The sequence below is a fragment of the Vibrio sp. 10N.247.311.12 genome (assembly GCF_041467515.1).
Taxonomy (GTDB): Bacteria; Pseudomonadota; Gammaproteobacteria; order Enterobacterales; family Vibrionaceae; genus Vibrio; species Vibrio crassostreae_C.
This window is the reverse complement of record NZ_JBFSUV010000015.1, coordinates 66981-90191: the sequence shown is the minus strand read 5'-3', so window position 1 is coordinate 90191 and position 23211 is coordinate 66981. Positions and strand designations below refer to the sequence as shown.

Sequence of the window (23211 nt, the reverse complement as noted above, 5' to 3'; positions counted from 1 at the left end):
TTGGAGCGTGCAGCGGGAATCGAACCCGCATCATCAGCTTGGAAGGCTGAGGTAATAGCCATTATACGATGCACGCACATCGTCTTAACGAGTTTGATAATGCCACATCTAACTGAAAACGAAACCTTTTTCTTTCATTTTTATTCTAAGTGCTCGCATAACCACCACACCGCTAGTTTTTCAATCATGTTCGGCGTTTTCAGAGTGAATAAAATGTGACTAAACTCTCGTTAAACGGAGGGCGAGAAACAATGGAAAATCCCCCGCTATTTCTGTGACAAATTCGGTTTGATTTATAAACCAGTTTGTTGGTGTTAGCTTGTCATAAAACCCATACAAATTAAGGAATTTGGAGTGTTAACATAAACTGATTTTTAATCGTGTTTTGGCGTCCATTAATAACAATATGGATGCATAAATTTAACTTACCAACCAGTCGAAGTATTCAGGAAACTAATCCCAAATGAGTAGAGTTATACGCACCTTTAAGCGTTCGAAGAAAAAAGTAACGAGTTGAGTTGATAATTTACGCAAAAGTCTCGTCAATCCGTCTATCGTTTGGTACATTTGCCGCACATTTTGTCTCCCCTAAAATACCCATGCCTTCTCAGTTCCGAATTAACAAAATTGTTGAAATTGGTGACACTCTTCACCGCAGTGGTTGTGCTCCGTATAAGCTTGAAAAATATACACAATATTATGCTAAAAAGCATGGTGTGGATGTGATGATCCAAGCAACGCCAACCGCGATCAATTATCAGTTTCCAGACGATAACAACGCTGTGATTCTTAAGCGTCTAAAGCCTGCTTCAATTAACCTGAGTTTGTTGGCTAATACCATCATTCGTATTAACCAACCGAGCAGTGAGCCTGTACCAGAGCCTGTCGGTTACTCTAAATTTGTGACTGCACTAGCCAATATGGGGATTCCGCCTGCGTATTTGATGCTGGTGGGCAGTACGTTGGAAGCGGTGGGTTTTTCTGCGTTATTGGGTTTGATGGTTTGGGTCTGTCAGCAAGTCCTTCATTCACGTCGCGCTATCGCAGTTGAATTCATCTCGGCACTGTTAACGGGTATCTTTGTAGCGTTTTTGGCGAGCACAGGGTTGCCGATACCAGTGTGGGCGTTGTGTATCGCCTCGATCGTCTTGTTTGTCCCCGGGTTATCCATAGCCAACGCACTAGAATGTTTGGCGTTTAATGACTTGGTTTCTGGTACCAGCTTGCTAGGGCAGAGCGCCTTAACCCTGATTAAGCTGTTTGTAGGGATTATCATGGGGCTCAACATCGGTGAAGCGATATGGGGACAAGCGGTCTCCATCGACTATATCAATGCGGTACCGATGTGGATGCACATATCTGGCTTGGTGCTGATCTCTGTTTCTATCGGTGTGATGTTCAATGCGCGACCTAAAGACATCTTACTTGGTTTACCAGTAGCGGTTCTCGGTATGTGGGGCCCGTTCTACCTAGGTTTTGATAGTGGTTGGGTTGTCGGTACTTGGGTTACGACGGTTCTTATTACTTTGTACGGGACTTGGATTGCCAAGAAGATGGAGCTCACGGGCTCTATTTATATCGTGCAAGGGATCATCATCTTGGTTCCGGGTAGCCGAGTATTAGTAAGTGCCAGCCAATCGGTGTTTGAACAGTCGATTCTGCCTATCCCGAGTATTGGTTTATCGGCGTTATTCATGTTCTCGGCAATCGTGGCAGGGCAAATCACCGCTTACTCGATTTACTCACCAAAAGTCGAACGTTAAGCCGTTCCGCTTTTCAAACCTTTAAACAAACACAGCTTAGCGGCTGTGTTTGTTCGTTTTAGGTGCTGCTCTTTTTTGAAGACAATTAGCTCTCCGTAAAACTTGTTAGATTTATGCTCGCTAAGCCTGACAAGAGCCATTAAAATGGAACAAATTCTATTTAAATTAAGTATTAACGTATGTCTCTACCTCCTTGTCCGCAATGCCAATCTGAATATGTCTACCCAGACCAAAACAACCTAATCTGCCCTGAGTGTGCCTATGAGTGGAATCCAGAAGAAGAGCGTTTAGAAAGAGAAGCCGCGCGTGTTAAGGACGTAAATGGCGTTGTATTGGAAAGTGGCGATAAAGTTACCTTCATTAAAGATCTAAAAATTAAAGGCAGTTCTAGCGTACTGAAAATCGGCACTAAAGCCGTGATTCGACGCATCAACGAAGGCAAAGATCACCAGCTAGATTGCAAGTTGGATGGTGGCGGTGAAATGTTGGTTACGGCGAAGTACGTTAAGAAGCAATAGTCGATAATCGGTCAAAATTGCGAGTTGCTAATGAACTAAATAGCGTAAAACCGGCGGAGAATTAACATCATATGGACATGGTTAAAGCTGCTCTTTCGCATTCAACTGCCTTTCATCACTATGTGAACGCCTGTGTTGAAGATGGGTTAGATATTTACACGGGCATTTCTGATGGCAGTGATGCCTATTTAGAAAGACGAATTGCTTATTCAAAAGGTGGGGGTTTGCCAGAAGGGTGGACGCCTGCTTCTACTTATTTTTGTTTCGAGTCTGGACGTATTCTTGGAGTGATAAGAGTTCGTCATGGCACCAGTCCGTACATTCACGATGTCATCGGACATATCGGCTACGAGACTTTGCCACAAGCGAGAGGGCGGGGTATCGCAAGTCATATGTTGTCTTGGGTTCAACGGTACGTATTGTCCGAAAGCGCTATTATTACGTGTGAGAGGGGCAATATAGCTTCGCAAAAGGTCATTGAGAAGTGCGGTGGACAATTCCTGAGTACCTTTTATTCAGAGCAAGATAAACACGAAGTCTTACGTTACCAACTAGAACCAAAATGAACATTTAAGCGTGGCATCTTTTGGTTTGATCGGGGTTACTATGTCCCGGTTTAAACGAAAATGAAGCCATAGCCAATTATTGTTGGAGGTATTTTGAAGTATTCAACAAGACCTGCTCAGTCATCAGATTATGAATTTCTGTTCGAGCTAAAAAAGGCGGCTGAATATGAGCCAATCAAGGCTGTTTTTGGCTGGGATGACCAAATTCAACGAGACATACACGCCGAAGAGTGGGCAGAGGAAAGGCCTGAAATCATTGAGTATCAGGGCAAAGCGATTGGCAGTGTGTTGCTGCAAGACAAAGGCGAGCACTTCTATTTTTGCCGATTCTTTCTACTGCCTGAATATCATGGCAAAGGTATTGGCAGCCAAGTTTTAACGGATTGCTTAGCTCAAGCAGCCAAACTCAATAAGCCTGTGGAGTTGTGTTATTTACAAGGTAATCGAGTTGGGGAGTTGTATTTAAGGTTTGGCTTCGAAATCACCTCGCAAAACGATCAGTTTGTCTATATGTGGCGTGAATAGACACTCATTCAAAATGATCACACCGTGTCGGTAACTTGATAGGCACCTGACACTTATCTAACGTAAAACCTTGTAAAGCTCCCTATGCTTGATGACTAAGCGATTACACTTAGAAAAGATCGAGCGTAAGGGAGTGTGCAATGAATTATTACCCGACTTCAAAAATCGTGGGTGAACAAAGGTTTGGGTTTGGGCCTAGATTAGGTCAAACAACGTATTATTCTCCTGTAGAACAGTTGGATAAAAAGCCATTCGTTCACCAAGCCATACAAGATTTACCGAGTACCGAATCTACTCTGATTAAAGTAGGACAGAATCGTGTACAACGAATGAAGGCCAAGGGTGACGAACAACAGATGCAAGCTATGAAGAAAGAAGCGCAGTCTTTTCTTCGAACGCAGTATCGACAACAAGCTCAAGCTCGCCACCTACAAAGTGTTGAAACGCCTTATGGTTTTCAAGAGCGCATCATTCAGTTTTGGAGCAATCACTTCGCCATCTCGGTCGATAATCGAAAACTGATGCCCTTGGCCGCCAGCATTGAAAACGATGTGGTTCGCCAGCATTGGAATGGTAACTTTGGTGAGATGCTGATGGCTTCTTCTAAACATCCTGCGATGCTTCTGTATCTCGATAATCAACTCTCGATTGGTCCCAATTCAAAAGTCGGAAAGCGCCGTAATAAGGGGCTCAATGAGAACCTCGCTCGTGAGATCTTAGAACTCCACACTCTTGGCGTTGATGGTTCTTACACTCAGCAAGATGTTATTGCTTTAGCAAAAGCCATTTCAGGCTGGGGCATTAAATTTAAATCTCCTGATGCTGGGTTTCGATTTGCTAATAACCTGCATGAGCCAGGAAGTATCACATTGCTTGGCAAGTCCTATTCTCAATCCGGCGTCTCGCAAGGAGAGTCGTGTCTGCAAACCTTAGCGACTCACAAAGACACTGCTACACACTTGGTTGGCAAGCTTTGCCAGCATTTCATTGGCGACACACCTAAAGAACTCTCAGAGCAATTGGTTGCTGAATATCTGAAAGGCGAGGGGAATTTACTGCCTATTTATCGACTGTTATTGAACAGCGCTGAGGCGAGTAAACCTAACCCCAATCGTTTTAGACCGCCGAAGGAGTGGCTGTTTGCCGTCCTTCGTAGTGCCGATATTTCTTTAAACGAGAAACAGGCATTCAATGCTCTCAACAATTTAGGGCAGCCTCCTTTTAAACCGGGTTCACCAGCAGGCTGGTCGGATCAAGACAGAGACTACAATAGCCCTTCGGCGTTGACTCAACGTATGCAAGTTGCGAATAGGCTTGCATCTGCTGCAATAAAATCGGCTAAAGCGTCGGGAGTTAAACCGAAAGCGGTAGTGGATAAAGTGATCGCGGGTTTATATGGCGATGCTATTGATGAACACACCCAAATTGTATTGAACAAAGCCGACAGCGCTGCAATGCAACTTTCCCTGTTGTGGCTAAGCCCGCAGTTTCAATATCGTTAGGAGTGGGTATGAAAAAGCAAGATTGTTCTCAGAATAAAGCGCCACATAGTATTAACCGCCGCCAGTTCATGGGCATTGCGGCGGCTGTTGGCGTCAGTGCGATGTTGCCATTTCCAAGCTTTGCCAAAACAGGTTCAGACAATATCTTCATTTGGGTATCACTGCGTGGCGCGATGGATGGCTTAAATGTTGTAGTGCCGCATGCCGATCCGGATTACTCTAATTTGAGACCTAACATCGGATTGAAACCCGATCAGCTATTGAAGTTAGATAACTTCTTTGGGCTTCATCCATCTCTAAAGCAGTGCCATCAATGGTATGAGAGTAACGAACTCAGCTTTGTACACGCTTGTTCAACCGCTTATCGTGAGCGTTCACATTTTGATGGACAGAAGATATTGGAGAATGGGACTTCCGACCCGTTTAACACCGTAGGGTGGATTAACCGTTTACTCAGGTTGAGCACAGAAAAATACGATGGAATAGCGATTGATTCGGGCTTACCACTCATCATGCAGGGCGAATCGACCGTGGCAAGTTGGTACCCAAACCGCTTGAAAACACGCGATAAACAAACGGAATTGCTGGAAGAGTTGTTCCAAAGTGACCAAATGCTGTTTTCAAACTTTGAAAGTGTCATGAAGATAGATCAACTGGTAGGCGACCAAGGTGTCGGCAAACAGTTTAAATCATTGATGGGTAAAACAGGCGACATATTGTCGGCTGATAACGGACCAAACATCGCAGCGTTAGAACTCGGTGGATGGGACACTCACGCCAATCAAGGTAGCGTAAATGGTAGGTTGAGCAATCAACTTAAAACTTTGGATGTTGGGTTAGCGGCTCTCAAGGCTTCACTAGGTGATCGTTGGCAGAAGACAGTGATCATCGCGGCCAGTGAATTTGGTCGAACAGCAAAAGAAAACGGCACTAAAGGAACCGACCATGGCACCGGCAACGTCATGTTTGTTGCAGGTGGCACGATGCCATCGTTGAAAGGAGCGGGTGGTAAGGTTATTGCCAATTGGCCGGGCTTGAGCCAAAGCCAACTATATGAAGGCCGAGATCTTGATCCAACGATTGATATGCGTTCGGTTATCAAGGGTGTGCTCAACCGACATTTATCGATAGAAGTGAAACAACTCAACGCTATCTTCCCTGGTAGTGCCGATATTAGACCGATGAATCTTGTTTAGAGTTTTACCAAGACCCAGTTAGATGCGATTCAGTCGTTTGAATCGCTCTCTATTTGTGACTCGCTTGTTTACGATTTAATCGCCAACAGTGCTCCGAACGTCACTAAGCCAAATCCACATGCTTGATTAAGCCTTTTCTTTGCTCTCAATAGATGCTTTTGCAATGTATTCGAAGTAAACAGCATAGCGACAACGCCAAACCATAAACCGTGAAGAACGATCATGTAAAGCCCATAGCCGAGCGCGACATGCTGGTTTTCTGCATCAGGTGAGATGACTTGGCTGAAGATGCTCAAAAAGAACAACATGGTTTTTGGGTTGAGCACGTTACATAAGAAGCCTTGGGCTAAATAGCGCCAAACACTGGTGCTTTGCTTTGCATCTTCCATCGGTGCAAGCTTGTTGTCCGCACTCAAGATACCTTTTAGCCCTAGATAAATAAGGTAGGTTGCACCTGCGTATCTAATCATGTCAAACAGCTGCTCATTCTGTGAGATTAAGTAACTGATCCCAAGCATTGAATAACTGATGTGAGCACAAATCGCTAAACTCACACCGATTGCAGTCCAAATCCCTGCTTGTCTTCCTTGGTTGACACTGTTTTTCAAAACTAAAACGAAATCAGCACCTGGGCTGATAACAATCAATAGTCCCAATACTGCTAGGATTAACCACTCCATAATGACTCCAACTCTTTATATTTGATGAGCCAGCATTGTATGGTTTTTTATTGCTGCCTATAATCGAAATGACTTCCACCTATCTGTGAGAAAAAATCACACATGAGACATTTGAAAGCATTTCATATTTTCCACGTAGCAGCGCATTCGAGTAGTTACAGTGAAGCGGCGGATAAACTCAATATCACACATGGCGCGGTGAGTAAGCAGATCAAGGTATTGGAAAATCACTTATCCCAAGTTTTGTTCTACAAACAGGGCAGGAATGTGTGTCTCACCAAAGAAGGGGAATTACTCAAAGGTTACACAGAGCAAGCGTTCCAAGCCTTGGAGACTGGAGTCCATAAGCTTAATCAGCTGAATCATCAAGCGTTGGAAGTTTCATGCGAACCCACATTGACCATGCGTTGGTTAATGCCTCGACTCGGTGATTTCTATAACGAATCCGGAATTGATGTTCGATTGTCGACTGCTGGTGGGCCTGTGAACTTGAATGCGACAGGGCTCGATATGGCGATTCGCCGAGATGACTTTAAATTAACCGAGCGTTACGAACAGATACCACTAGTTGAAGAGTGGGTAGGCCCTGTGTGTTCCCCGGGTTATTGGCAGCAGGTAAAAGATAACTTAGATGATGTGAAATTACTGCACAGCAGTACACGGCCAGGTGCTTGGAGTCATTGGGGTGCTATCACTATAGATAAAGTTAATGGTGGAGAGTGGTCAAAAGCTCGAGCGAACCAAACATTTGCACACTTCTACTTTTGCTTTCAGGCGGCTGTCGATGGGTTAGGCATAGCGCTTGGGTCTTATCCACTTGTCGCCGACGATCTTGAAAGAGGTAACTTGATCGCGCCGTTTGGCTTCGTACCTTCTGGTCACCAGTACATATTGCTCACGCAAGATAGCAACCATGAAGAGCCAGAAAGCCCGTTTGTTGTTTGGCTGAAGAATGAGTTATCGCAGTGTGTTCCAACTTTATAGGAACGACATCCGACCTAGAAGTGTGCTTGTCTTATGTCAGGCTCTAGTTCGTTGTTGTGGAAATCACTCAATAGGCAAAGACAGCACGCCACCATTGAGTTCGACTTGTTTTAGCCATTCGGTTGGAATTTCGCCATCTCCTTCGTAGAAACACGCCGCTAATACCGCGCCAATTACAATCGCACGACCGCAGCTGTCACCACCACATAAGATGTTGTCGCGAATGCCTTGTTGATAACTCTGAGCACCTGCAATAATGCGAATCAGCAAGGGGAACGCGGCACTCAGTTCACAATGCAATCCAAACTTCTTCGCGGCATCTGTAATCGAAAGCTCAGGATCAGCCAGTGCTTCGTCGATTTGATCGTGTATGAACTTGCTACAAGTTTGTCGCACCATTTCTACCGATTGCAGTGGAGAGTTGCCTTGAATTGCCGCTTGAACCAATAAGGTGATGGCTTGTGCCCATTCCACGGCTTTGTCGTTGTTGTTGGTCACTCGTACCGCACTCTCTACCATTGCCGGTAAGGTGTGAGAGGTGTAAGTACACGCCACTAAAGGAATTAGCTTTGAAACAGCAGGTAGCTGGGTGTCATCAGCGCCACAGGCTGTGATTGGAGCTTCTGTTAGCTCTAGTTTATGTATGTTCAGCAAGCTCATACGAGTCGCTTTATCAATGTAACCTTGCCAACTGCCACCAAAATCAAACCAGAAACGGAAGTGCTTAATGTAACTCGCTTCGTCGTAGTGTTGATTATCGGCTAGGCTATCGACCATCGCCAATAACTGAGCACCGTATTGTGATTGGTCGCCAGCGGTTTTACCTTGGTGGGCGAAGTAGCCTTTGTCTTGATAATCGAACTGGTTTGGTGAGCGAAATTCTGGTTCAAAACCCGCCACGTGCAAGATCCTCTCTTGGTCATACAACCAATGCAGCCCCATGGAAGCGGCGTCTCCAACCAATGCGCCAACAACGGCGTAAAAAGCTCTTTCTTTATGATTGTCCATGCTGAGTGAAGTCCTTGAGAAGATCCAATGGAATTTGATACTTCAAGTATAGTGACTAAATGATGGGTTTGCTGTGTTTCAGTAGAGAGTTTTCAAGCAATTAATCCTGATTGGTCAATGAGTTAAACCAATCAGGGTAAGTGGATGAATATTATGACTTAGGTGGCTATGTTGACATCTAACAGACGCTTGAATACACGTCTAAATAAACAATGACACTAGCGGTTAAGGTAAACACTCGAGCGTTGTTCAATGACTTTGAAAATACGTGAAAGGGTGAAACATAACGCGAAGTAAACCGCACCAACAATCAGCCAGATCTCGAAGATCAAACCGGAAGAGTTCGCCATTTCAGTGCCAACAAATGTCATCTCTTGAATCGAAATCAGGGATACAATCGAGGTATCTTTTACTAGAGAAATTGCCTGACCTGCTAAAGGCGGTGTGATGGCCGTTAATACTTGCGGGCCAACCACAAATCGATACTTAGACAACGCCGATAAGCCGAGTGAATCGGCCGCTTCCCATTGCCCTTTAGGAATACTTTCTAAGCCAGCTCGAATCACTTCTGCGATGTAAGCCGAAGAGAGCAAACCAATACAGATAACACCAGACGCCAAGTTTTCCCAAAGGTTAGCAGGACCAAACAGAAAGGCTTGAACAGCGTTAATCTCGCCGTTGTGTTCACGTAAGATACTTTCTAAACCAAGTAATGGAATCAGTTGGTTAGAAACGAAGAAATAGAATATGAAGACAAAAACCAGTGGTGGAATATTTCGAACCAGTTGGATAAAAATCAGTGCAGGCGTTCTGAAGAAAGCGATTTTAGAGTGCCTAGCAACGCCAAGTAATGTGCCAAAAGAGAGTGCTAAAACCATGCTCCAAACACTCAAGCGCAGTGTCGCGATCAAGCCTTGGAAAAAGTAAGGAATATTGCCTTGAGAAGGCGGAATGAAAATCAGGGTAAACGCATCTTCCCAGCGCCAATGGTAGTTAATACCAACAGCGGAACGATAATAAAGCCAACCTGCGAACGCGAAAATGATCGCAAACAACACTCCATCTAATAGATTGAGGCGTTGATACCAAGGCTTCGTGTGAAGGTTGGGCTTGGGCGTTGATAATGCGCTAGTACTACTCACGTCATTCCTGTTTAAACAATGATAATTAATATGCTGTGAGAGTGGCTATGAGTTTATAGCTATCTCGGGTGTTTCTTAAAAGACAGTACCAGCAAGGTACTGCCTTGATTGGTTCTTTAGCGTCTAATTGGCAGTTGATTACTGACCTTGAGCAATCTGGTCTTGCCAATCTAGAGTAGAGAACCAGTACTCGTAACGGTCTTTCAACCAACCGTCTTCAGTACGTGCTTTGATCCACGCGTTGAAGAACTCAGTTTTGTCTGTTTCACCTAGGCGCACAGCAAATGCTTCATTACCTTTTGATAGGCGTTCTTCGAATGGAATAAATAGCGTGTCTGCGTTTTTAATCGCTTCGTGTTCTGGTTTCGGGCTAGACGCGATAACCGCGTGTGCGTTGCCGTTTAATACTTCTTGGAATGCTTGAGCATCGTCATCGAACTGTAGAACTTTCGCTTTAGGGAAGGTTTCACGAGCTACTTGCACTGTGAATGCACCACGACGCGCTGCAATTTTTACACGGCGAGAATCAAAATCAGAGATTTGTGTAAAACCTTCTGCTAGCTCTTTATTCGCTGCCAGTTGAACGCCAGAGTGCGAGTAAGGTTCAGTGAACAATACGCTTTTAGCGCGAGCTTCAGTGATAGACATACCGCCAATGATTACATCAAACTTGTTCGAAAGTAGAGAAGGAATAATGCCATCCCATGCCGTCGGTACGAATTCAACTTTCCAGCCAGAATCTTCAGCAAGACGTTTTGCTACATCGATTTCAAAGCCAACAAGATCGCCTTGTTTGTTACGCATCGCCCAAGGAACAAATGTCGACATACCAACGCGTAGAGAGCCACGTTCGTTTATTTTGTCTAGGTTAGGCGTTTCAGAAGCAAGTGCAGGCAAACTGACGGCAAGCGCAAGTAGGGCTGTAATTGCGGTTTTAAATAGCTTCATGCTGATAAATCCTTATTGTGTTCGCCAGTTAGCTCCGAGCTTATGCTCAAGCCAAGCTGCAACGGCAGAAAGTGAAAGTGTAAGTACAAGGTAAATGATCGCCACAGAGAACCAAATCTCAAATGGCATCGCGGTTTCAGAAACTATGTTTCTGGCTTCGGTTGTTAGGTCAAAGATAGCCATGACACTCACAATCGAAGAGTTTTTGATAAGAGAGATCACTTCATTAGTCAAAGGTGGCAAGGTGCGTTGCACCACCTGAGGAAGAATCACATCCCAGTAAGTATAGGTCTTTGATAAACCCAAAGATTGAGCTGCTTCAAATTGTCCTCTCGCAATACCATTTAAACCAGCACGGAAGATTTCGGCGGTGTAAGCACCTTGGAAAAGTGCCAAGGCCAAAACGGCAGTGCTAAAACGATCCAGCCCTAACACGGGGCCAAACACAAAATAGAGCAAATAAATTTGTACTAATAACGGCGTGTTACGAATCAATTCAACATAGCTGGTGGCCAAGGTGCGTCCAACCACAGAATTTGAGTTTCTCAATAGCGCCGTCGTTAAGCCGATGATCAGTGTCGCGACCAAAGAAATCAGAGAGATATTGATGGTAACCAGTAGCCCTTCAACTAACTCTGCAGGCCACCATTCGCCATCTTCATAGAAAGCAATATAGTCCGGCACGCGCTCCCATTGCCAGCTGTATCCCATGGTTTGTGCGCCAGAATCGAGAATCCAGACAACAGCGGCCACTAGTACAACAATTTGTATTAGAGCGGAAAGGGCTGGTTTAATAATTCGAATCAACATCAATAAGTCAGGATCTGATTTAGGAACGCTTGAGTACGTTCATGTTGAGGGTTTTCAAAGAGCGCTTGTGGGGTATTCGATTCCACAATTTGTCCTTCATCCATGAAGATAACGCGGTCGGCCACTTGTTTTGCAAAGCCCATTTCGTGGGTGACACACACCATGGTGATGCCTTCGCTCGCCAGTTCAACCATCACATCGAGTACTTCGTTGATCATCTCCGGATCAAGCGCTGAAGTGGGTTCATCGAACAAGAGTAATTCCGGCTTCATACACAGAGAACGGGCGATAGCCACACGTTGTTGCTGGCCGCCAGAAAGTTGCACTGGGTATTTGTTGGCTTGTTCTGCAATGTGCACACGCTCGAGATAGTGCATTGCTATCTTTTCGGCTTCTTGTTTGCTTTTTTTAAGCGTACGAATTGGAGAAAGAGTAAGGTTCTCAAGCACGGTAAGATGGGGGAATAAATGAAAGTGCTGAAACACCATTCCGACTTGGCCCGGTGTGTTGAACTTACTCGGGAGCACTTGTTCTAGCACGGAAAGTTCGCCACTTTCGAAAGGTTCTAGCTGATTGATGCAACGGATCAAGGTTGATTTACCCGAACCAGACGGCCCGCAAATCACCACTATCTCTCCTTGTTCAATATTTAAATCGATACCCTTTAGGGCATGAAAATCACCATACCACTTGTTAAGTGACTTAAACTTAACCATTTCCTTGAGATTGTTCAAATCGTTGTTCATACCTAGTAAAGAGACAGGTTTACCTTAACAATATAGAAATATGATTGCACATAAAATTAGGGACTTATGAGAATTTAATAGCATCTTGTAGGGCAAATTAAAAAGCAGCGCCCAAAATGAACGCTGCTTCTGTTGTACGAAAGAAAAAAGTAATGGGTTCAGTCAGATGTGAAAATTCATCGTTGTATGACCAATATCTTTACTTTCTCTCTATTTTCCCGATTCTTAGTGAATCGCAGACTCTAGAATCTCACGTGTTTTCTCTGGCGTGATTGCTTGGTTCTCACCAAGTTGTAGGTAGCCGTGTGATTCAAGTTGAGCAACAACATTGTCAATCGCCGTTGCTTTGTTTGTTTCGTAGCCGTCGAACATGGTTGCTACGTCTAGGCTGTGGTAGAACGCTTCGATTGCAGCGATTGTGCGTTCTGCTAAATCAGCACCCGCTTCTAAGCCAAATACGTTACGACCCATTTGCTCTAGCTTGCCACGTTTCGCTTCGATTTGGTTACGAAGTAGTGAAGGTTGAACAATCGCAAGCGAACGTGCGTGGTCTACGTGCCATAGTGCAGTGAATTCGTGGCCAATCATGTGAGTTGCCCAATCTTGAGGAACACCTGTACCAATCAGGCCGTTAAGCGCTTGGTTTGCTGTCCACATTAGGTTTGCACGCCATGCATCGTTGTCACGCTCGTCGTATTGCTTACCCAGTACAAGTAGGTTCTTAAGCAGTGTTTCTGCGTAACCGTCTTGAACCATTGCGTCTGTTGGCATCGTGATGTATTGCTCACATACGTGAACCCACGCATCAACTAATCCGTTGATCAGCTGGCGCTCAGGTAGAGACTTCATTACATCTGGGTCCATAACCGCAAACTTAGGCTGTACTGCAGGGTTCATGAATGCCAGTTTCTCTTGAGTCGCTTTACGCGTGATTACCGCGCCCATGTTAGATTCAGAACCTGTCGCAGGAAGAGTCAGTACCGCGCCGATTGGCGTCGCTTCAGTTACTTGGTGTTTGCCCGTTAGGATATCCCAACCGTCGCCGTCGTATTTAGCCGCTCCAGCAACGTATTTAGAACCGTCGATTACTGAACCACCGCCAACAGCGATAATGAACTCTACGTTTTCTTCTTTAACAAGAGCGACTGCTTTGTCTAGCGTCTCTTTGGTTGGGTTTGCTTCAACGCCAGAGAACTCAATCCAAGAGTGATCTTTTAAAGACTCTACAACTTGGTCGTAAACACCGTTGCTCTTGATTGAGCCGCCACCATAGATGACTAGTACTTTCTTTGAAGTATCAACCGCTTGGCTGATAGCGTTGATTTGGCCTTGACCGAAATGGATAACAGTAGGGTTAACGTAAGTAAATTGCATCAGAGATTCCTTGTGTAAAGCGAAATTTGTTATTTTGGTTTATTGCTCAATTTCTATATTTGCATATTAGTACAGTAATCTAGGTCAATGAAGAGCTGTTCCTCCAAATAAATTGCCTATTTCTACAAACTTGATATTCTTCCTCTGCTTTAGCTAACTTACTCTTAGCACTTAGAATGGAAAGTCGCCACTTATGAAAACACTCGCTCAGTTATTACAGTCTTATGTTGAACACAAAGGTTGGGATGACCTTGAAGGGATCAGAGAAACTGAAATTAGCGGTGTGTGGTTGTATCGAAGCAGTGGCGGGAATCAGCGTCAGCCATTTACTTACCAGTCTGGCATTATCATGCTCGGACAGGGTAAAAAGAACATCTACATTGGCGAAAGGCCAGTGACTTACGCTGCAGGTGATTATCTTGTGGTAGGTGTGCCAATGCCGTTAGAGTGCGAAGCCTTGCCTGTTAATGGTGAACCATTGCTTGGCTTGTCGATAAGCATTGATTCTCAACGTTTACATAGCTTAGTGAAAAAGCTCGAAGACCAAGGCTTCTTAGAAAGTTATTGCAACAAGCACAAACAGAACTCGAGTGGCTTAGAATCGACGCCGATGGAAGAGCAAATGCTAGAGAGCTTTACCCGGTTGGTGAAAACGCTGCATTGCGACATTGAAGCCAATATATTGGGCGATGCGATGGTGACAGAGATTGTCTACCGCGCATTAACCGGTTCAGAAGGGCGTGTGCTGTTTGATTTAGCTCATCATGATGGCCATTACGCACGTGTCGCTAAAGCGCTGTCTAAAGTGCATGAAGAATACGACCAAACCATCACTGTTCAATCGCTCGCTGACGAAGCCAACATGAGCGTGTCTGCCTTCCACTATGCATTCCGTAATGTCACTTTTGAATCACCACTGCAATATTTGAAGAAGGTTAGGCTCAACAAAGCCAAAGAGCTGATTCAACTAGAAGGCCTTCGTATTAGTGATGCTGCACGTCGAGTCGGTTACTCCAGCCCATCTCAATTTAGCCGCGAATTTAAGCGCCACTTCAATACTACTCCAAGAGCGGTTTAGTTCTTCTTTCAACGAAACTATGTGTTGAGAGCTATAATGCCAAAAGCTATGGTGACGATTGCTCATATTTGTTGAATTATATGAGTAAATGTATCTAATCATAGGCATTGTCAGATTGTAGGTATTTGATTCTCGAATATATTATTAACGTACTTATATAAAATAAGCTCTCGAAAATAATTAATTAAATAGCCTAAGAGTTTATGCACAGGTATAGGGGAGAAACTCACTAACTTAGCTATTAACGAAGTTTTTGTGTGAACAACCTATCAAATATTATCTAAAATTCTGGAATTACTCACCGTACTATCAGAGAGAGTATTCAGGATTATTGAATAGACTTAAAATTAAAGATAATTTAGCAGTTGATAAAGCCTAGTACAACGGATAATTAGTCGTTTGATGACTAATTATTCTGTAACTTGCTGATTTATAGTCAACTGAGAGTCTGATGGATATCACGTTTACCCTAAAATAATTCACTTAACATGGTGCTACTTTAATCATTCTTCCAAATACGATTGTTAAATATAAATACGTATACCTATTTTATTTAAAGGATAATACCGATGAGTAGCGATATCATTAAAATTTCAAGAAACACTGAAAACGCACCAATTAATTCTGTATCTACACAAACGGTCGCTTTTTCTCATTATAATAACTTTTCTGCTCAACTTCCGATTGACCCTAAAACGGGTGAAATAGTCATCGGTGATATTAAAGATCAAGCAGCACAATGTTTGAATAATATTAAAGCGATTGTTGAAAGCATCGACCATGTTATGGATGATGTCGTGAAGATTAATGTTTTCGTTAAGAATATTTCTGATATCGATGCTATTGATGAAGTTTACAAAAGCTTCTTCCACAACAGTCTGCCAACACGCACTGTCGTGGGTGTCGCTGCACTGACAAACAGCGATGCGCTGGTTCAAATGGATGCTCTCATTTCTAACGGTGAAGGCACTAAACCACAAGCTCCTTGCGCGCTAATTAAGGTCTCAAGAAATACGGATAACGCACCTCAAAGTGCTGTGTCTACGCAGACTGCAGCCTTTTCTCACTACAACAATCTTTCAGCTCAGTTGCCTATAGATGTAGCCACAGGTGAGTTGGTTGATGGTGGTATCAAAGCGCAAACAGCGCAATGTCTATCAAACATTAAAGCTATTTTAGAAAGCATCGGACACGTCATGAATGATGTGGTTAAAACGACTATCTACCTAAAAAATATCGCAGATGCGGAAGTGGTAAATGAAGTATGTGCTAAATTCTTCCCAAGCTACGTTCCTGCTCGTACTGTTGTTAACGCAGCTGAATTAGCAATGGGTGCTTTAATTCAAATTGATACATCCATTTCACATGGCGACGGTACACCGCCGCAATTACCAGAAGACACTCGCTTACTGGTTATTGAAACCAATAATACTGTTTCTGCACCATTCATGCCTTATTCGCATACTGTTGCTTTCTCTCACTACAATCATATTTCAGCCCAATTACCTTTAGATCCGAAAACAAATGAAATCGTTGCTGGCGGGGTAAAAGAACAAGCGGAACAATGTTTAAACAATATTAAGGCGATAATTGAAAGCGTTGACCATAGCATGGACGATACGGTGAAAATTAATATTCAACTTAAGGATATTTCAGATATTGATGTGGTAAACGAAGTCTACACCACATTCTTTAATGCTGAGCTGCCTGCAAGAACGGTAGTAGGGGTTTCAGAAATCCCAATGAATGCTTTAGTACAAATTGATGCTGTCGTTTCTAACTGTGAAGGGACACCTCCACAAGACGTTGTTGCATAAATCAATTGAACCCTTCTCGATAATATCGATCAGATCTCGGTTTAGCTTCCAAATAGGGAGCAAACTCAACAGGCCGAGATCTGATCCGTTCACTTCATTACTCAAGTCCATCGAAGCGACACACCTAAGCTTATCCCGTAAACATGGTATTTATAAGGTTGAAGTGTTTTAATATGAAAAACAGACGCTTAACGTAATAAAGAAAACCAGTTTATGCAATTTCGAGCCATTTTACTGCTATGCCTTACCCTAATAGGGTGTTCGTCCAATCAAGAGTTGGTACCCGACCCAACAACCATCACGCTATTTTATGGTGATACATCCATCGCCGCAGGTGTTTTAGAGGATAAAACATTCAGTTCAGTCCTTGCCGATAGGGTTGAAAGCGTTACGTTTTCGGGCTCAATATCAAAGAAAGACTCTGGCTATTTTGTCGATATGTTAGTGATTCGAGAAACAAAAGAGCCACGTTCAACACGACAGCTTAACACCTCGCTTCTAATGAAACCGGGAGAGTTAGTAGATGTTGGCGGCGTGAATAACGATGTGTTCAGGGTAATCCTCGAGTAACAAAAATAAAGTGTTCAATTAATCTGATTTTTTGCTTTACCTCAACCTAACTTCAAGTCTTAAGCTTCTCTTACTGATTAAGAAGGAGCTTATTATGCAAAATAACTACGTAAAAGAACTCGCCGTTAAAACTTACCAAGAAGACCTTCAAAAAGAGTACGTTAGATCTAAAGCTCAGCCATTCCACGCCCCAAGTTTTATCGGTGGGGTGCTGTTGTCAGTTGTGCTGGTAGGACTGTTTTAATTTATGCAGAATTTCTGATCCATTGCCAACTCTCAACATATCTATTTGCTGCACTTTAATGCTTACGGCACAATCTCTTAGGTTGAATTGTGACGCTAATGTCGAGAGGAAGTGAAGTATGGCAAGTCCAAGAGTATTAAAGTCACAGATTACTGATATTACCTGTGGCGAGAATGTCACTATCATCGAGCCAAGTAACGTTTATGGCTGTGAGCTTAAAGATGATGTGTTCGTTGGCCCCTTTGTTGAGAATCAAAAGAACACCGTGATAGGTGCGAGAAGCAAGATTCAATCTCACACCTTTATCTGTGAGTATGTGACCATTGGAAGTGACTGCTTTGTTGGTCACGGAGTCATGTTTGCCAACGACTTATTCAAAGAGGGCAAGCCAGATCCTAATCCTGAAAGTTGGGGGCGTACCTTGATAGCTGACAACGTCACGATCGGTTCTAACGCTACGCTACCCGAAACTAAATCGGGTCAGGTATTAAGCGATACCTTGATCTCTTGCCATCTGCTTCGCGATCTTCGGCGCGTGCCATAGACTCGGGAGCAAGATAAACGATACCGGAACCGCTGTGATTACAATGAACGACTGTAGAGCGGAGATGCCGCCTGAACCCATCGAGATAAGTGTGATCGCTACCGCACCCATGATGATACCCCAGAAGGTACGTACCGCTGCGTTTGGCTCTGTCGTACCCGTCATTACCACACTGATTGTGTAAGTCATTGAGTCACCTGTTGTCACGATGAACGTGGTCGTCAGGATCAGGAACAGAATTGCAATCAAAGTCGGGAACGGCAGTTGAGCGGTAATGGCCAGTAGCACAGCAGGAAGGTTAAAGCCTTCGAATGCACTAGAGATCACACCTGGGTTCTCTAATTCAAACGCTAAACCGCTACCACCAACGATGCTGAACCAGAAACACGTTACAAGCGGTGCAACGATGCTGATAGAAACGATCATTTGGCGAATAGTACGGCCACGTGAGATGCGAGCAATGAAGATCGCCATCATTGGGCCATAACCTAAGAACCAACCCCAGAAGAACACAGTCCAGCCACCTAGCCATGCTGTATCTTGGCGGTATAGCGCCATTGGGATGAAGTTATCAACCATTTCGCCCATACCTTGCAGGTAGCCATCAACGATGAAGCTCGTTGGGCCAACAAGAAGGATGTAGCCGATTAGACACACAGACAAGATGATGTTGTAACGGCTTACCAGTTGGATACCTTTGTTCACGCCGCTCAAAGCAGAAAGCGTGTACATTGCGATAGCAAAGATAATAACAACACTTTGAGTTGCAAAGCTGTCTGAAATGCCAAACAGTTCGCTCAGTGCGTAGCTGATTTGTAGGCCAAGGAAGCCGATAGGGCCGATAGTACCTGCGGCTACAGCCACGATGCTGCATGCGTCGACAACGTTACCAACCCAACTGTTAATCGCTTTGTCGCCAAGTACTGGGTAAAGCAGAGTGCGAGGCTTAAGAGGAAGGCCTTTGTCGTAATGCAAGTGCATTAACACGATGGAAGACAAACCACCTAAGATTGCCCATGCAAGGAAACCCCAGTGCATGAAAGATTGTGATAGAGCATTGAACGCCATCGCTTGAGGATCTGCGTTGCCATACAGTGGCGGAGCTGAAACAAAGTGAGCAATAGGCTCTGCGGCTGCCCAGAACACCCCACCGCCGGCTAGCAGCGTACATAGGACGATAGACATCCATTTAAAGGTGGTCATTTCAGGTAGGGCAAGCGTTCCTAAGCGAACGTGGCCAGTGCGACCTAGTGCAAGCACTAAACCGATAATGAAGTTGAGAAGTAGTAGGACTTGCCAGAAAGCACCGAACCATTTAGTTGAATAACTAAAGCCGATGTTTACAAGTTCGGACAACACGGAGGTGTTGGTGAAGGCTAGGATGACAAAGAGGGTTAAAAAACTGCCACTAAGCCAAAAGACTGGGTTTCCGAGTTCCAGTTTTTCACCCAAAGATTGAGCTTTATTGAAATCGATAGAAGTAGATTCTGCGTTGATGTTTTCGTTGGCGACTTGCGTCAAGTTGGACATTATTTCTTCGCTATATTTGGCTCTTTCGAGCCTATGTATTTCTCCCACACTTGCATTGGAAATGTGAGGTTCGTCAAAAAAATCCGCGATACTACCACAATTGTTAAGGAAAAGTGGGCAAATTTAGAAAAGAAATCAGTTCTACGGCGAAATCAATCCCTTTTGGTTAGTTTTAAAACGAAATTTCAGAACGAACAAATAAAGCAGATATGAATAGAGTTTTGTAATTAAGGATACGAATTAGGCGATATTTTTTAGCGTACCGAAATAAATTTAATATTAGTTGTTCGTGCAAAATAAGTGTCGACTCATTGCATGCTATAAACAAATTAATGCGAGTCATTTTATAAATATCGAATATTTTAGGTGTTAAATTGGCACTGTTACCTACAGTTGTTTTGCGAAGAGATTTAAGTGATGAGAAATATGACACTTAAATTAAGCATCTTGAAACAATAACTTAAGGGACAGCTAACATGCACCTAAACCAAGGAAGAGTGGCCAAGAAGGTTTTTACACTCAGTACTCTCACCGCGTCATGCTTAATGGCGTTCAACAGCTACGCGGCTGTGGATTGTTCAACGTTAGAAGCGTGGGATTCCGCCACGGTGTACACCGGTGGTGATCAGGTTTCACATGACGGCAGCGCGTACTCAGCGAATTACTGGAATCAAAATAACAACCCGAGCCAATTTGAGGGTGACTATGCACAATGGAAAAAGATTGATGTGTGTAGTGGTGGCGGAGGTGGCGGTACGCCAAATGAAGTACCAACGGCTTCATTAACGGCACCCTCTGCTTCTGACGTGATTACTGAAGGCGATAATGTTGTATTGAGTGCAACAGCACTAGATTCTGATGGCAGTGTGGCTTCGGTTGAGTTCTTTGTTGATGGCGCATCTGTTGCGGTAGTCACAGCGGCACCTTTCGAAGCGACTTGGGCTGCAACGTCGGGTAATCATCAGGTTTCTGTTGTTGCAACGGATAATGAAGGCGCAGCAAGTGTTGCAAGTGCGGTTTCTGTTTCTGTTGATTCAGCACAACCAGGGAATGAAGCACCGACAGTTTCAGTTGCACTTTCAGTGACATCTGTTGATGTTGGTGGTGTAGTCACACTGACAGCAACGGCAGCAGATAGCGATGGCACGGTTGATAAGGTTGATTTCTACGTAGCGGGTGCTCTTGTGGGCACTGCTGCAACGAGCCCTTACACGTTAGATTACACAACAACTCAAGCGGGTTCTTTAGCGGTTTACGCGAAAGCAACAGACGACCAAGGTGCGACTGCAGATTCTGCGTTGGCATCTTTGACCGTGAACGGCGCTCCAACAGTGAGCACATGTCGCCCTGATGGCTTATATCAAACTCAAGGTGTCGATGTTCCTTACTGTACAATTTACGATGATGAAGGCCGTGAGAAAATGGGCGCAGACCATCCCCGTCGTGTCATTGGTTACTTCACAAGTTGGCGTGCAGGGGATGATCCACAAGCTGCTTACCTAGTAAATGATATTCCTTGGGAACAACTCACACACATTAACTACGCTTTCGTGAGCATCGGTTCAGATGGCAAAGTAAACGTCGGTGATGTAAACGATCCAAATAACGCAGCGGTTGGTAAAGAGTGGCCGGGTGTGGAAGTTGATCCGGCATTAGGCTTCAAAGGTCACTTCGGTGCATTAGCGACAGCGAAGAAAAAACACGGCGTGAAAACGTTAATCTCAATCGGTGGTTGGGCTGAAACAGGTGGTCACTTCGCGACTGATGGCAGCCGCGTGGCTGATGGTGGTTTCTACACCATGACGACCAATGCTGATGGTTCTATCAACCATCAAGGTATCGAAACATTCGCGACTTCAGCGGTCGAAATGCTGCGTAAGTACCAGTTCGATGGTCTAGATATCGATTACGAATACCCAACTTCTATGGCTGGCGCAGGTAACCCATACGACAAAGACTTCATGGAGCCGCGTCGTCAATACCTGTGGGCGTCGTACCAAGTGTTGATGAAAGTGCTACGTGAGAAGCTCGATGCGGCGTCTGCGCAAGATGGCAATCACTACATGTTAACGATTGCAGCGCCTTCTTCTGGTTACCTATTACGCGGTATGGAAACATTCGATGTAACCAAGTACCTCGATTACGTAAACATCATGTCTTACGACCTTCACGGTGCGTGGAACGATCACGTAGGTCATAACGCAGCCTTGTTTGATACGGGTAAAGATTCAGAGCTAGCGCAGTGGAACGTATACGACACGGCGGCTTACGGTGGTATTGGTTATCTGAACACGGATTGGGCTTACCATTACTTCCGTGGTTCTATGCCAGCAGGCCGTATTAACATCGGTGTGCCTTACTACACTCGTGGTTGGCAAGGCGTAACGGGTGGTGAGAATGGTCTTTGGGGCCGAGCAGCACTGCCAAACCAATCTGAATGTTCAGCGGGTACGGGTGAAGGCGAGAAAAACAACTGTGGCCATGGCGCTATTGGTATCGACAACATGTGGCACGATACCGATCCAAAAGGTAACGAAATGGGCGCGGGTTCTAACCCTATGTGGCACGCGAAGAACCTAGAGAAGGGTATTTGGGGCTCTTACGCTGAAGCTTACAAGCTTGATCCTGTGAATGATCCTTCAGATGTTCTAACGGGCACTTACACGAGAAACTACGACAGTGTGGCGGTTGCCCCTTGGTTGTGGAACGCAGAGAAGGGCGTATTCCTTTCAACAGAAGATAAACAGTCTATCGACGTGAAAGCGGACTACGTTATCGACAAAGAGATCGGCGGCATTATGTTCTGGGAACTAGCAGGGGATTATAACTGTTATGTTCTCGATGCGAATGGCAACCGAAGCTCTATCGATACGACTGAGCAAGCGTGTAACAGCGGTAACGGTGAGTTCCACATGGGTAACACCATGACGAAAGCTATCTACGATAAGTTTAAGTCTGCAACACCATATGGAAACAAAGTAGCGACGGGTGCTATTCCAACAGAAGCGCTAGATATCGCGGTATCGGTTGGTGGCTTCAAAGTCGGTGACCAAAACTACCCAATCAACCCTAAGATCACGTTCACGAACAACACAGGGCAAGCTCTTCCGGGTGGAACTGAGTTCCAATTCGATATCCCAGTATCTGCACCTGATAACGCGAAAGATCAATCGGGTGGTGGTTTGACCGTGATTGCTTCAGGTCATACTCGCGCGGATAACATCGGTGGACTAGATGGAACCATGCACCGAGTGGCGTTTACGTTGCCGACATGGGAAGAGCTTCCTGCTGGCGGTGTGTATGAGTTAGACATGGTGTATTACTTGCCAATTTCTGGCCCTGCTAACTACGCGGTGAATGTCGGTGGCGTTGATTACGCGTTTAGCTTCGAGCAGCCAGATCTACCATTAGGTGATATCAGTTCAGGTGGCGGTAACCCTGGCGATGGTGGCACCAATCCAGGTACATGTGATACGGCAGGTTTAGCGGTTTACCCAGACTTACCTCAGAAAGATTGGGCAGGTAACCCAAGCCATGCAAACACAGGAGACCAAGTGGTTCACAACGGTAGTGTTTACCAAGCAAACTGGTGGACAAGTTCTGAACCGGGTAGCGATGGTAGCTGGACTCAAGTTTGTTCTTAATTTAATGCTAAGCAAACTATTT

General features: G+C 44.6%; 21 protein-coding genes and 1 tRNA gene. 13 read left to right on the top strand and 9 right to left on the bottom strand.

What is annotated here, in order from left to right:
- Position 1: 1 nt before the first annotated feature.
- Positions 2–76: transfer RNA gene (locus AB6E30_RS08870), tRNA-Gly, on the bottom strand.
- A gap of 523 nt (positions 77–599) precedes the next feature.
- Between AB6E30_RS08870 and AB6E30_RS08865 the strand changes: the two genes are divergently transcribed.
- From AB6E30_RS08865 to AB6E30_RS08840, 6 genes are all read left to right on the top strand, one after another.
- Complete coding sequence (locus AB6E30_RS08865; RefSeq protein ID WP_102278796.1) at positions 600–1763, top strand: threonine/serine exporter family protein; 1164 nt, start codon at positions 600–602, stop codon at positions 1761–1763.
- A 179-nt stretch (positions 1764–1942) separates the two neighbouring features.
- Positions 1943–2281, top strand: a complete 339-nt coding sequence (locus AB6E30_RS08860) for a zinc ribbon domain-containing protein YjdM (protein ID WP_004731484.1) — start codon at positions 1943–1945, stop codon at positions 2279–2281.
- A 71-nt stretch (positions 2282–2352) separates the two neighbouring features.
- Positions 2353–2847 (top strand): GNAT family N-acetyltransferase, encoded by a 495-nt coding sequence (locus tag AB6E30_RS08855; protein ID WP_017081498.1) that lies wholly within the window; start codon positions 2353–2355, stop codon positions 2845–2847.
- A gap of 93 nt (positions 2848–2940) precedes the next feature.
- Positions 2941–3372, top strand: coding sequence for a GNAT family N-acetyltransferase (locus AB6E30_RS08850; RefSeq protein WP_372103314.1), 432 nt, complete (start codon positions 2941–2943; stop codon positions 3370–3372).
- Positions 3373–3512: 140 nt separating this feature from the next.
- Complete coding sequence (locus tag AB6E30_RS08845) at positions 3513–4874, top strand: DUF1800 family protein (RefSeq protein WP_372103311.1); 1362 nt, start codon at positions 3513–3515, stop codon at positions 4872–4874.
- 8 nt (positions 4875–4882) lie between these two features.
- The gene (locus AB6E30_RS08840) at positions 4883–6070 is read left to right on the top strand and encodes a DUF1501 domain-containing protein (protein ID WP_372103308.1); all 1188 of its coding nucleotides are present in this window, start codon (positions 4883–4885) and stop codon (positions 6068–6070) included.
- A gap of 68 nt (positions 6071–6138) precedes the next feature.
- Here the strand turns inward: AB6E30_RS08840 and AB6E30_RS08835 are convergent, their stop codons facing one another.
- A complete protein-coding gene (locus tag AB6E30_RS08835) occupies positions 6139–6750 on the bottom strand; it encodes a LysE family translocator (RefSeq protein WP_102428566.1) in 612 nt (203 codons plus the stop codon).
- Positions 6751–6852: 102 nt separating this feature from the next.
- Between AB6E30_RS08835 and AB6E30_RS08830 the strand changes: the two genes are divergently transcribed.
- Complete coding sequence (locus AB6E30_RS08830; protein ID WP_017062668.1) at positions 6853–7734, top strand: LysR substrate-binding domain-containing protein; 882 nt, start codon at positions 6853–6855, stop codon at positions 7732–7734.
- 63 nt (positions 7735–7797) lie between these two features.
- Here AB6E30_RS08830 and AB6E30_RS08825 read toward each other — a convergent pair whose 3' ends face one another.
- The 6 genes from AB6E30_RS08825 to AB6E30_RS08800 form a co-directional block, all read right to left on the bottom strand.
- Positions 7798–8742 carry an ADP-ribosylglycohydrolase family protein gene (locus AB6E30_RS08825; RefSeq protein WP_102320749.1) on the bottom strand — a complete coding sequence of 315 codons (945 nt, stop codon included), beginning with the start codon at positions 8740–8742 and terminating at the stop codon, positions 7798–7800.
- A 218-nt stretch (positions 8743–8960) separates the two neighbouring features.
- Entirely contained in the window at positions 8961–9884 is a 924-nt protein-coding gene (locus tag AB6E30_RS08820) for an amino acid ABC transporter permease (RefSeq protein ID WP_102320750.1), read from the bottom strand.
- Positions 9885–10022: 138 nt separating this feature from the next.
- The gene (locus tag AB6E30_RS08815; RefSeq protein ID WP_372103305.1) at positions 10023–10832 is read right to left on the bottom strand and encodes a transporter substrate-binding domain-containing protein; all 810 of its coding nucleotides are present in this window, start codon (positions 10830–10832) and stop codon (positions 10023–10025) included.
- 12 nt (positions 10833–10844) lie between these two features.
- Entirely contained in the window at positions 10845–11642 is a 798-nt protein-coding gene (locus tag AB6E30_RS08810) for an amino acid ABC transporter permease (RefSeq protein WP_372103302.1), read from the bottom strand.
- Complete coding sequence (locus tag AB6E30_RS08805) at positions 11642–12388, bottom strand: amino acid ABC transporter ATP-binding protein (RefSeq protein ID WP_029224268.1); 747 nt, start codon at positions 12386–12388, stop codon at positions 11642–11644. Before AB6E30_RS08805 ends, AB6E30_RS08810 begins: the two co-directional genes overlap by 1 nt.
- A gap of 225 nt (positions 12389–12613) precedes the next feature.
- Positions 12614–13762 carry an iron-containing alcohol dehydrogenase gene (locus tag AB6E30_RS08800; RefSeq protein WP_372103299.1) on the bottom strand — a complete coding sequence of 383 codons (1149 nt, stop codon included), beginning with the start codon at positions 13760–13762 and terminating at the stop codon, positions 12614–12616.
- Between the two features lie 193 nt (positions 13763–13955).
- Between AB6E30_RS08800 and AB6E30_RS08795 the strand changes: the two genes are divergently transcribed.
- The 5 genes from AB6E30_RS08795 (at position 13956) to AB6E30_RS08775 (ending at position 18015) form a co-directional block, all read left to right on the top strand.
- Complete coding sequence (locus tag AB6E30_RS08795) at positions 13956–14840, top strand: AraC family transcriptional regulator (protein WP_017062661.1); 885 nt, start codon at positions 13956–13958, stop codon at positions 14838–14840.
- 569 nt (positions 14841–15409) lie between these two features.
- On the top strand, positions 15410–16657 hold the full coding sequence (locus tag AB6E30_RS08790) for a RidA family protein (RefSeq protein WP_102320753.1): 1248 nt from the start codon (positions 15410–15412) through the stop codon (positions 16655–16657).
- A 213-nt stretch (positions 16658–16870) separates the two neighbouring features.
- Positions 16871–17227: a hypothetical protein gene (locus AB6E30_RS08785; protein WP_102320754.1), complete on the top strand. Its 357-nt coding sequence runs from the start codon at positions 16871–16873 to the stop codon at positions 17225–17227.
- A gap of 94 nt (positions 17228–17321) precedes the next feature.
- Positions 17322–17471, top strand: coding sequence for a hypothetical protein (locus AB6E30_RS08780; protein ID WP_017062658.1), 150 nt, complete (start codon positions 17322–17324; stop codon positions 17469–17471).
- A gap of 118 nt (positions 17472–17589) precedes the next feature.
- A complete protein-coding gene (locus tag AB6E30_RS08775; protein ID WP_347231776.1) occupies positions 17590–18015 on the top strand; it encodes an N-acetyltransferase in 426 nt (141 codons plus the stop codon).
- Here the strand turns inward: AB6E30_RS08775 and AB6E30_RS08770 are convergent.
- Positions 17959–19545 (bottom strand): BCCT family transporter, encoded by a 1587-nt coding sequence (locus tag AB6E30_RS08770; RefSeq protein WP_102320755.1) that lies wholly within the window; start codon positions 19543–19545, stop codon positions 17959–17961. The genes AB6E30_RS08775 and AB6E30_RS08770 overlap by 57 nt on opposite strands.
- 476 nt (positions 19546–20021) lie before the next feature.
- On the opposite strand from AB6E30_RS08770, the gene AB6E30_RS08765 reads away from it, so the two are divergent.
- Positions 20022–23189 (top strand): chitinase C-terminal domain-containing protein, encoded by a 3168-nt coding sequence (locus tag AB6E30_RS08765; protein ID WP_017072213.1) that lies wholly within the window; start codon positions 20022–20024, stop codon positions 23187–23189.
- Positions 23190–23211: the final 22 nt, after the last annotated feature.

What these genes read in the sequence shown, in the direction of transcription:
- AB6E30_RS08805 (WP_029224268.1), bottom strand. Translation starts at nt 12,388, where the DNA reads ATGAACAACGATTTGAACAATCTCAAGGAAATGGTTAAGTTTAAGTCA.
- AB6E30_RS08775 (WP_347231776.1), top strand. Translation starts at nt 17,590, where the DNA reads ATGGCAAGTCCAAGAGTATTAAAGTCACAGATTACTGATATTACCTGT.
- AB6E30_RS08810 (WP_372103302.1), bottom strand. Translation starts at nt 11,642, where the DNA reads ATGTTGATTCGAATTATTAAACCAGCCCTTTCCGCTCTAATACAAATT.
- AB6E30_RS08785 (WP_102320754.1), top strand. Translation starts at nt 16,871, where the DNA reads ATGCAATTTCGAGCCATTTTACTGCTATGCCTTACCCTAATAGGGTGT.
- AB6E30_RS08845 (WP_372103311.1), top strand. Translation starts at nt 3,513, where the DNA reads ATGAATTATTACCCGACTTCAAAAATCGTGGGTGAACAAAGGTTTGGG.
- AB6E30_RS08800 (WP_372103299.1), bottom strand. Translation starts at nt 13,762, where the DNA reads ATGCAATTTACTTACGTTAACCCTACTGTTATCCATTTCGGTCAAGGC.
- AB6E30_RS08825 (WP_102320749.1), bottom strand. Translation starts at nt 8,742, where the DNA reads ATGGACAATCATAAAGAAAGAGCTTTTTACGCCGTTGTTGGCGCATTG.
- AB6E30_RS08840 (WP_372103308.1), top strand. Translation starts at nt 4,883, where the DNA reads ATGAAAAAGCAAGATTGTTCTCAGAATAAAGCGCCACATAGTATTAAC.
- AB6E30_RS08855 (WP_017081498.1), top strand. Translation starts at nt 2,353, where the DNA reads ATGGACATGGTTAAAGCTGCTCTTTCGCATTCAACTGCCTTTCATCAC.
- AB6E30_RS08835 (WP_102428566.1), bottom strand. Translation starts at nt 6,750, where the DNA reads ATGGAGTGGTTAATCCTAGCAGTATTGGGACTATTGATTGTTATCAGC.
- AB6E30_RS08860 (WP_004731484.1), top strand. Translation starts at nt 1,943, where the DNA reads ATGTCTCTACCTCCTTGTCCGCAATGCCAATCTGAATATGTCTACCCA.
- AB6E30_RS08795 (WP_017062661.1), top strand. Translation starts at nt 13,956, where the DNA reads ATGAAAACACTCGCTCAGTTATTACAGTCTTATGTTGAACACAAAGGT.
- AB6E30_RS08790 (WP_102320753.1), top strand. Translation starts at nt 15,410, where the DNA reads ATGAGTAGCGATATCATTAAAATTTCAAGAAACACTGAAAACGCACCA.
- AB6E30_RS08815 (WP_372103305.1), bottom strand. Translation starts at nt 10,832, where the DNA reads ATGAAGCTATTTAAAACCGCAATTACAGCCCTACTTGCGCTTGCCGTC.
- AB6E30_RS08770 (WP_102320755.1), bottom strand. Translation starts at nt 19,545, where the DNA reads ATGTCCAACTTGACGCAAGTCGCCAACGAAAACATCAACGCAGAATCT.
- AB6E30_RS08765 (WP_017072213.1), top strand. Translation starts at nt 20,022, where the DNA reads ATGCACCTAAACCAAGGAAGAGTGGCCAAGAAGGTTTTTACACTCAGT.
- AB6E30_RS08865 (WP_102278796.1), top strand. Translation starts at nt 600, where the DNA reads ATGCCTTCTCAGTTCCGAATTAACAAAATTGTTGAAATTGGTGACACT.
- AB6E30_RS08830 (WP_017062668.1), top strand. Translation starts at nt 6,853, where the DNA reads ATGAGACATTTGAAAGCATTTCATATTTTCCACGTAGCAGCGCATTCG.
- AB6E30_RS08780 (WP_017062658.1), top strand. Translation starts at nt 17,322, where the DNA reads ATGCAAAATAACTACGTAAAAGAACTCGCCGTTAAAACTTACCAAGAA.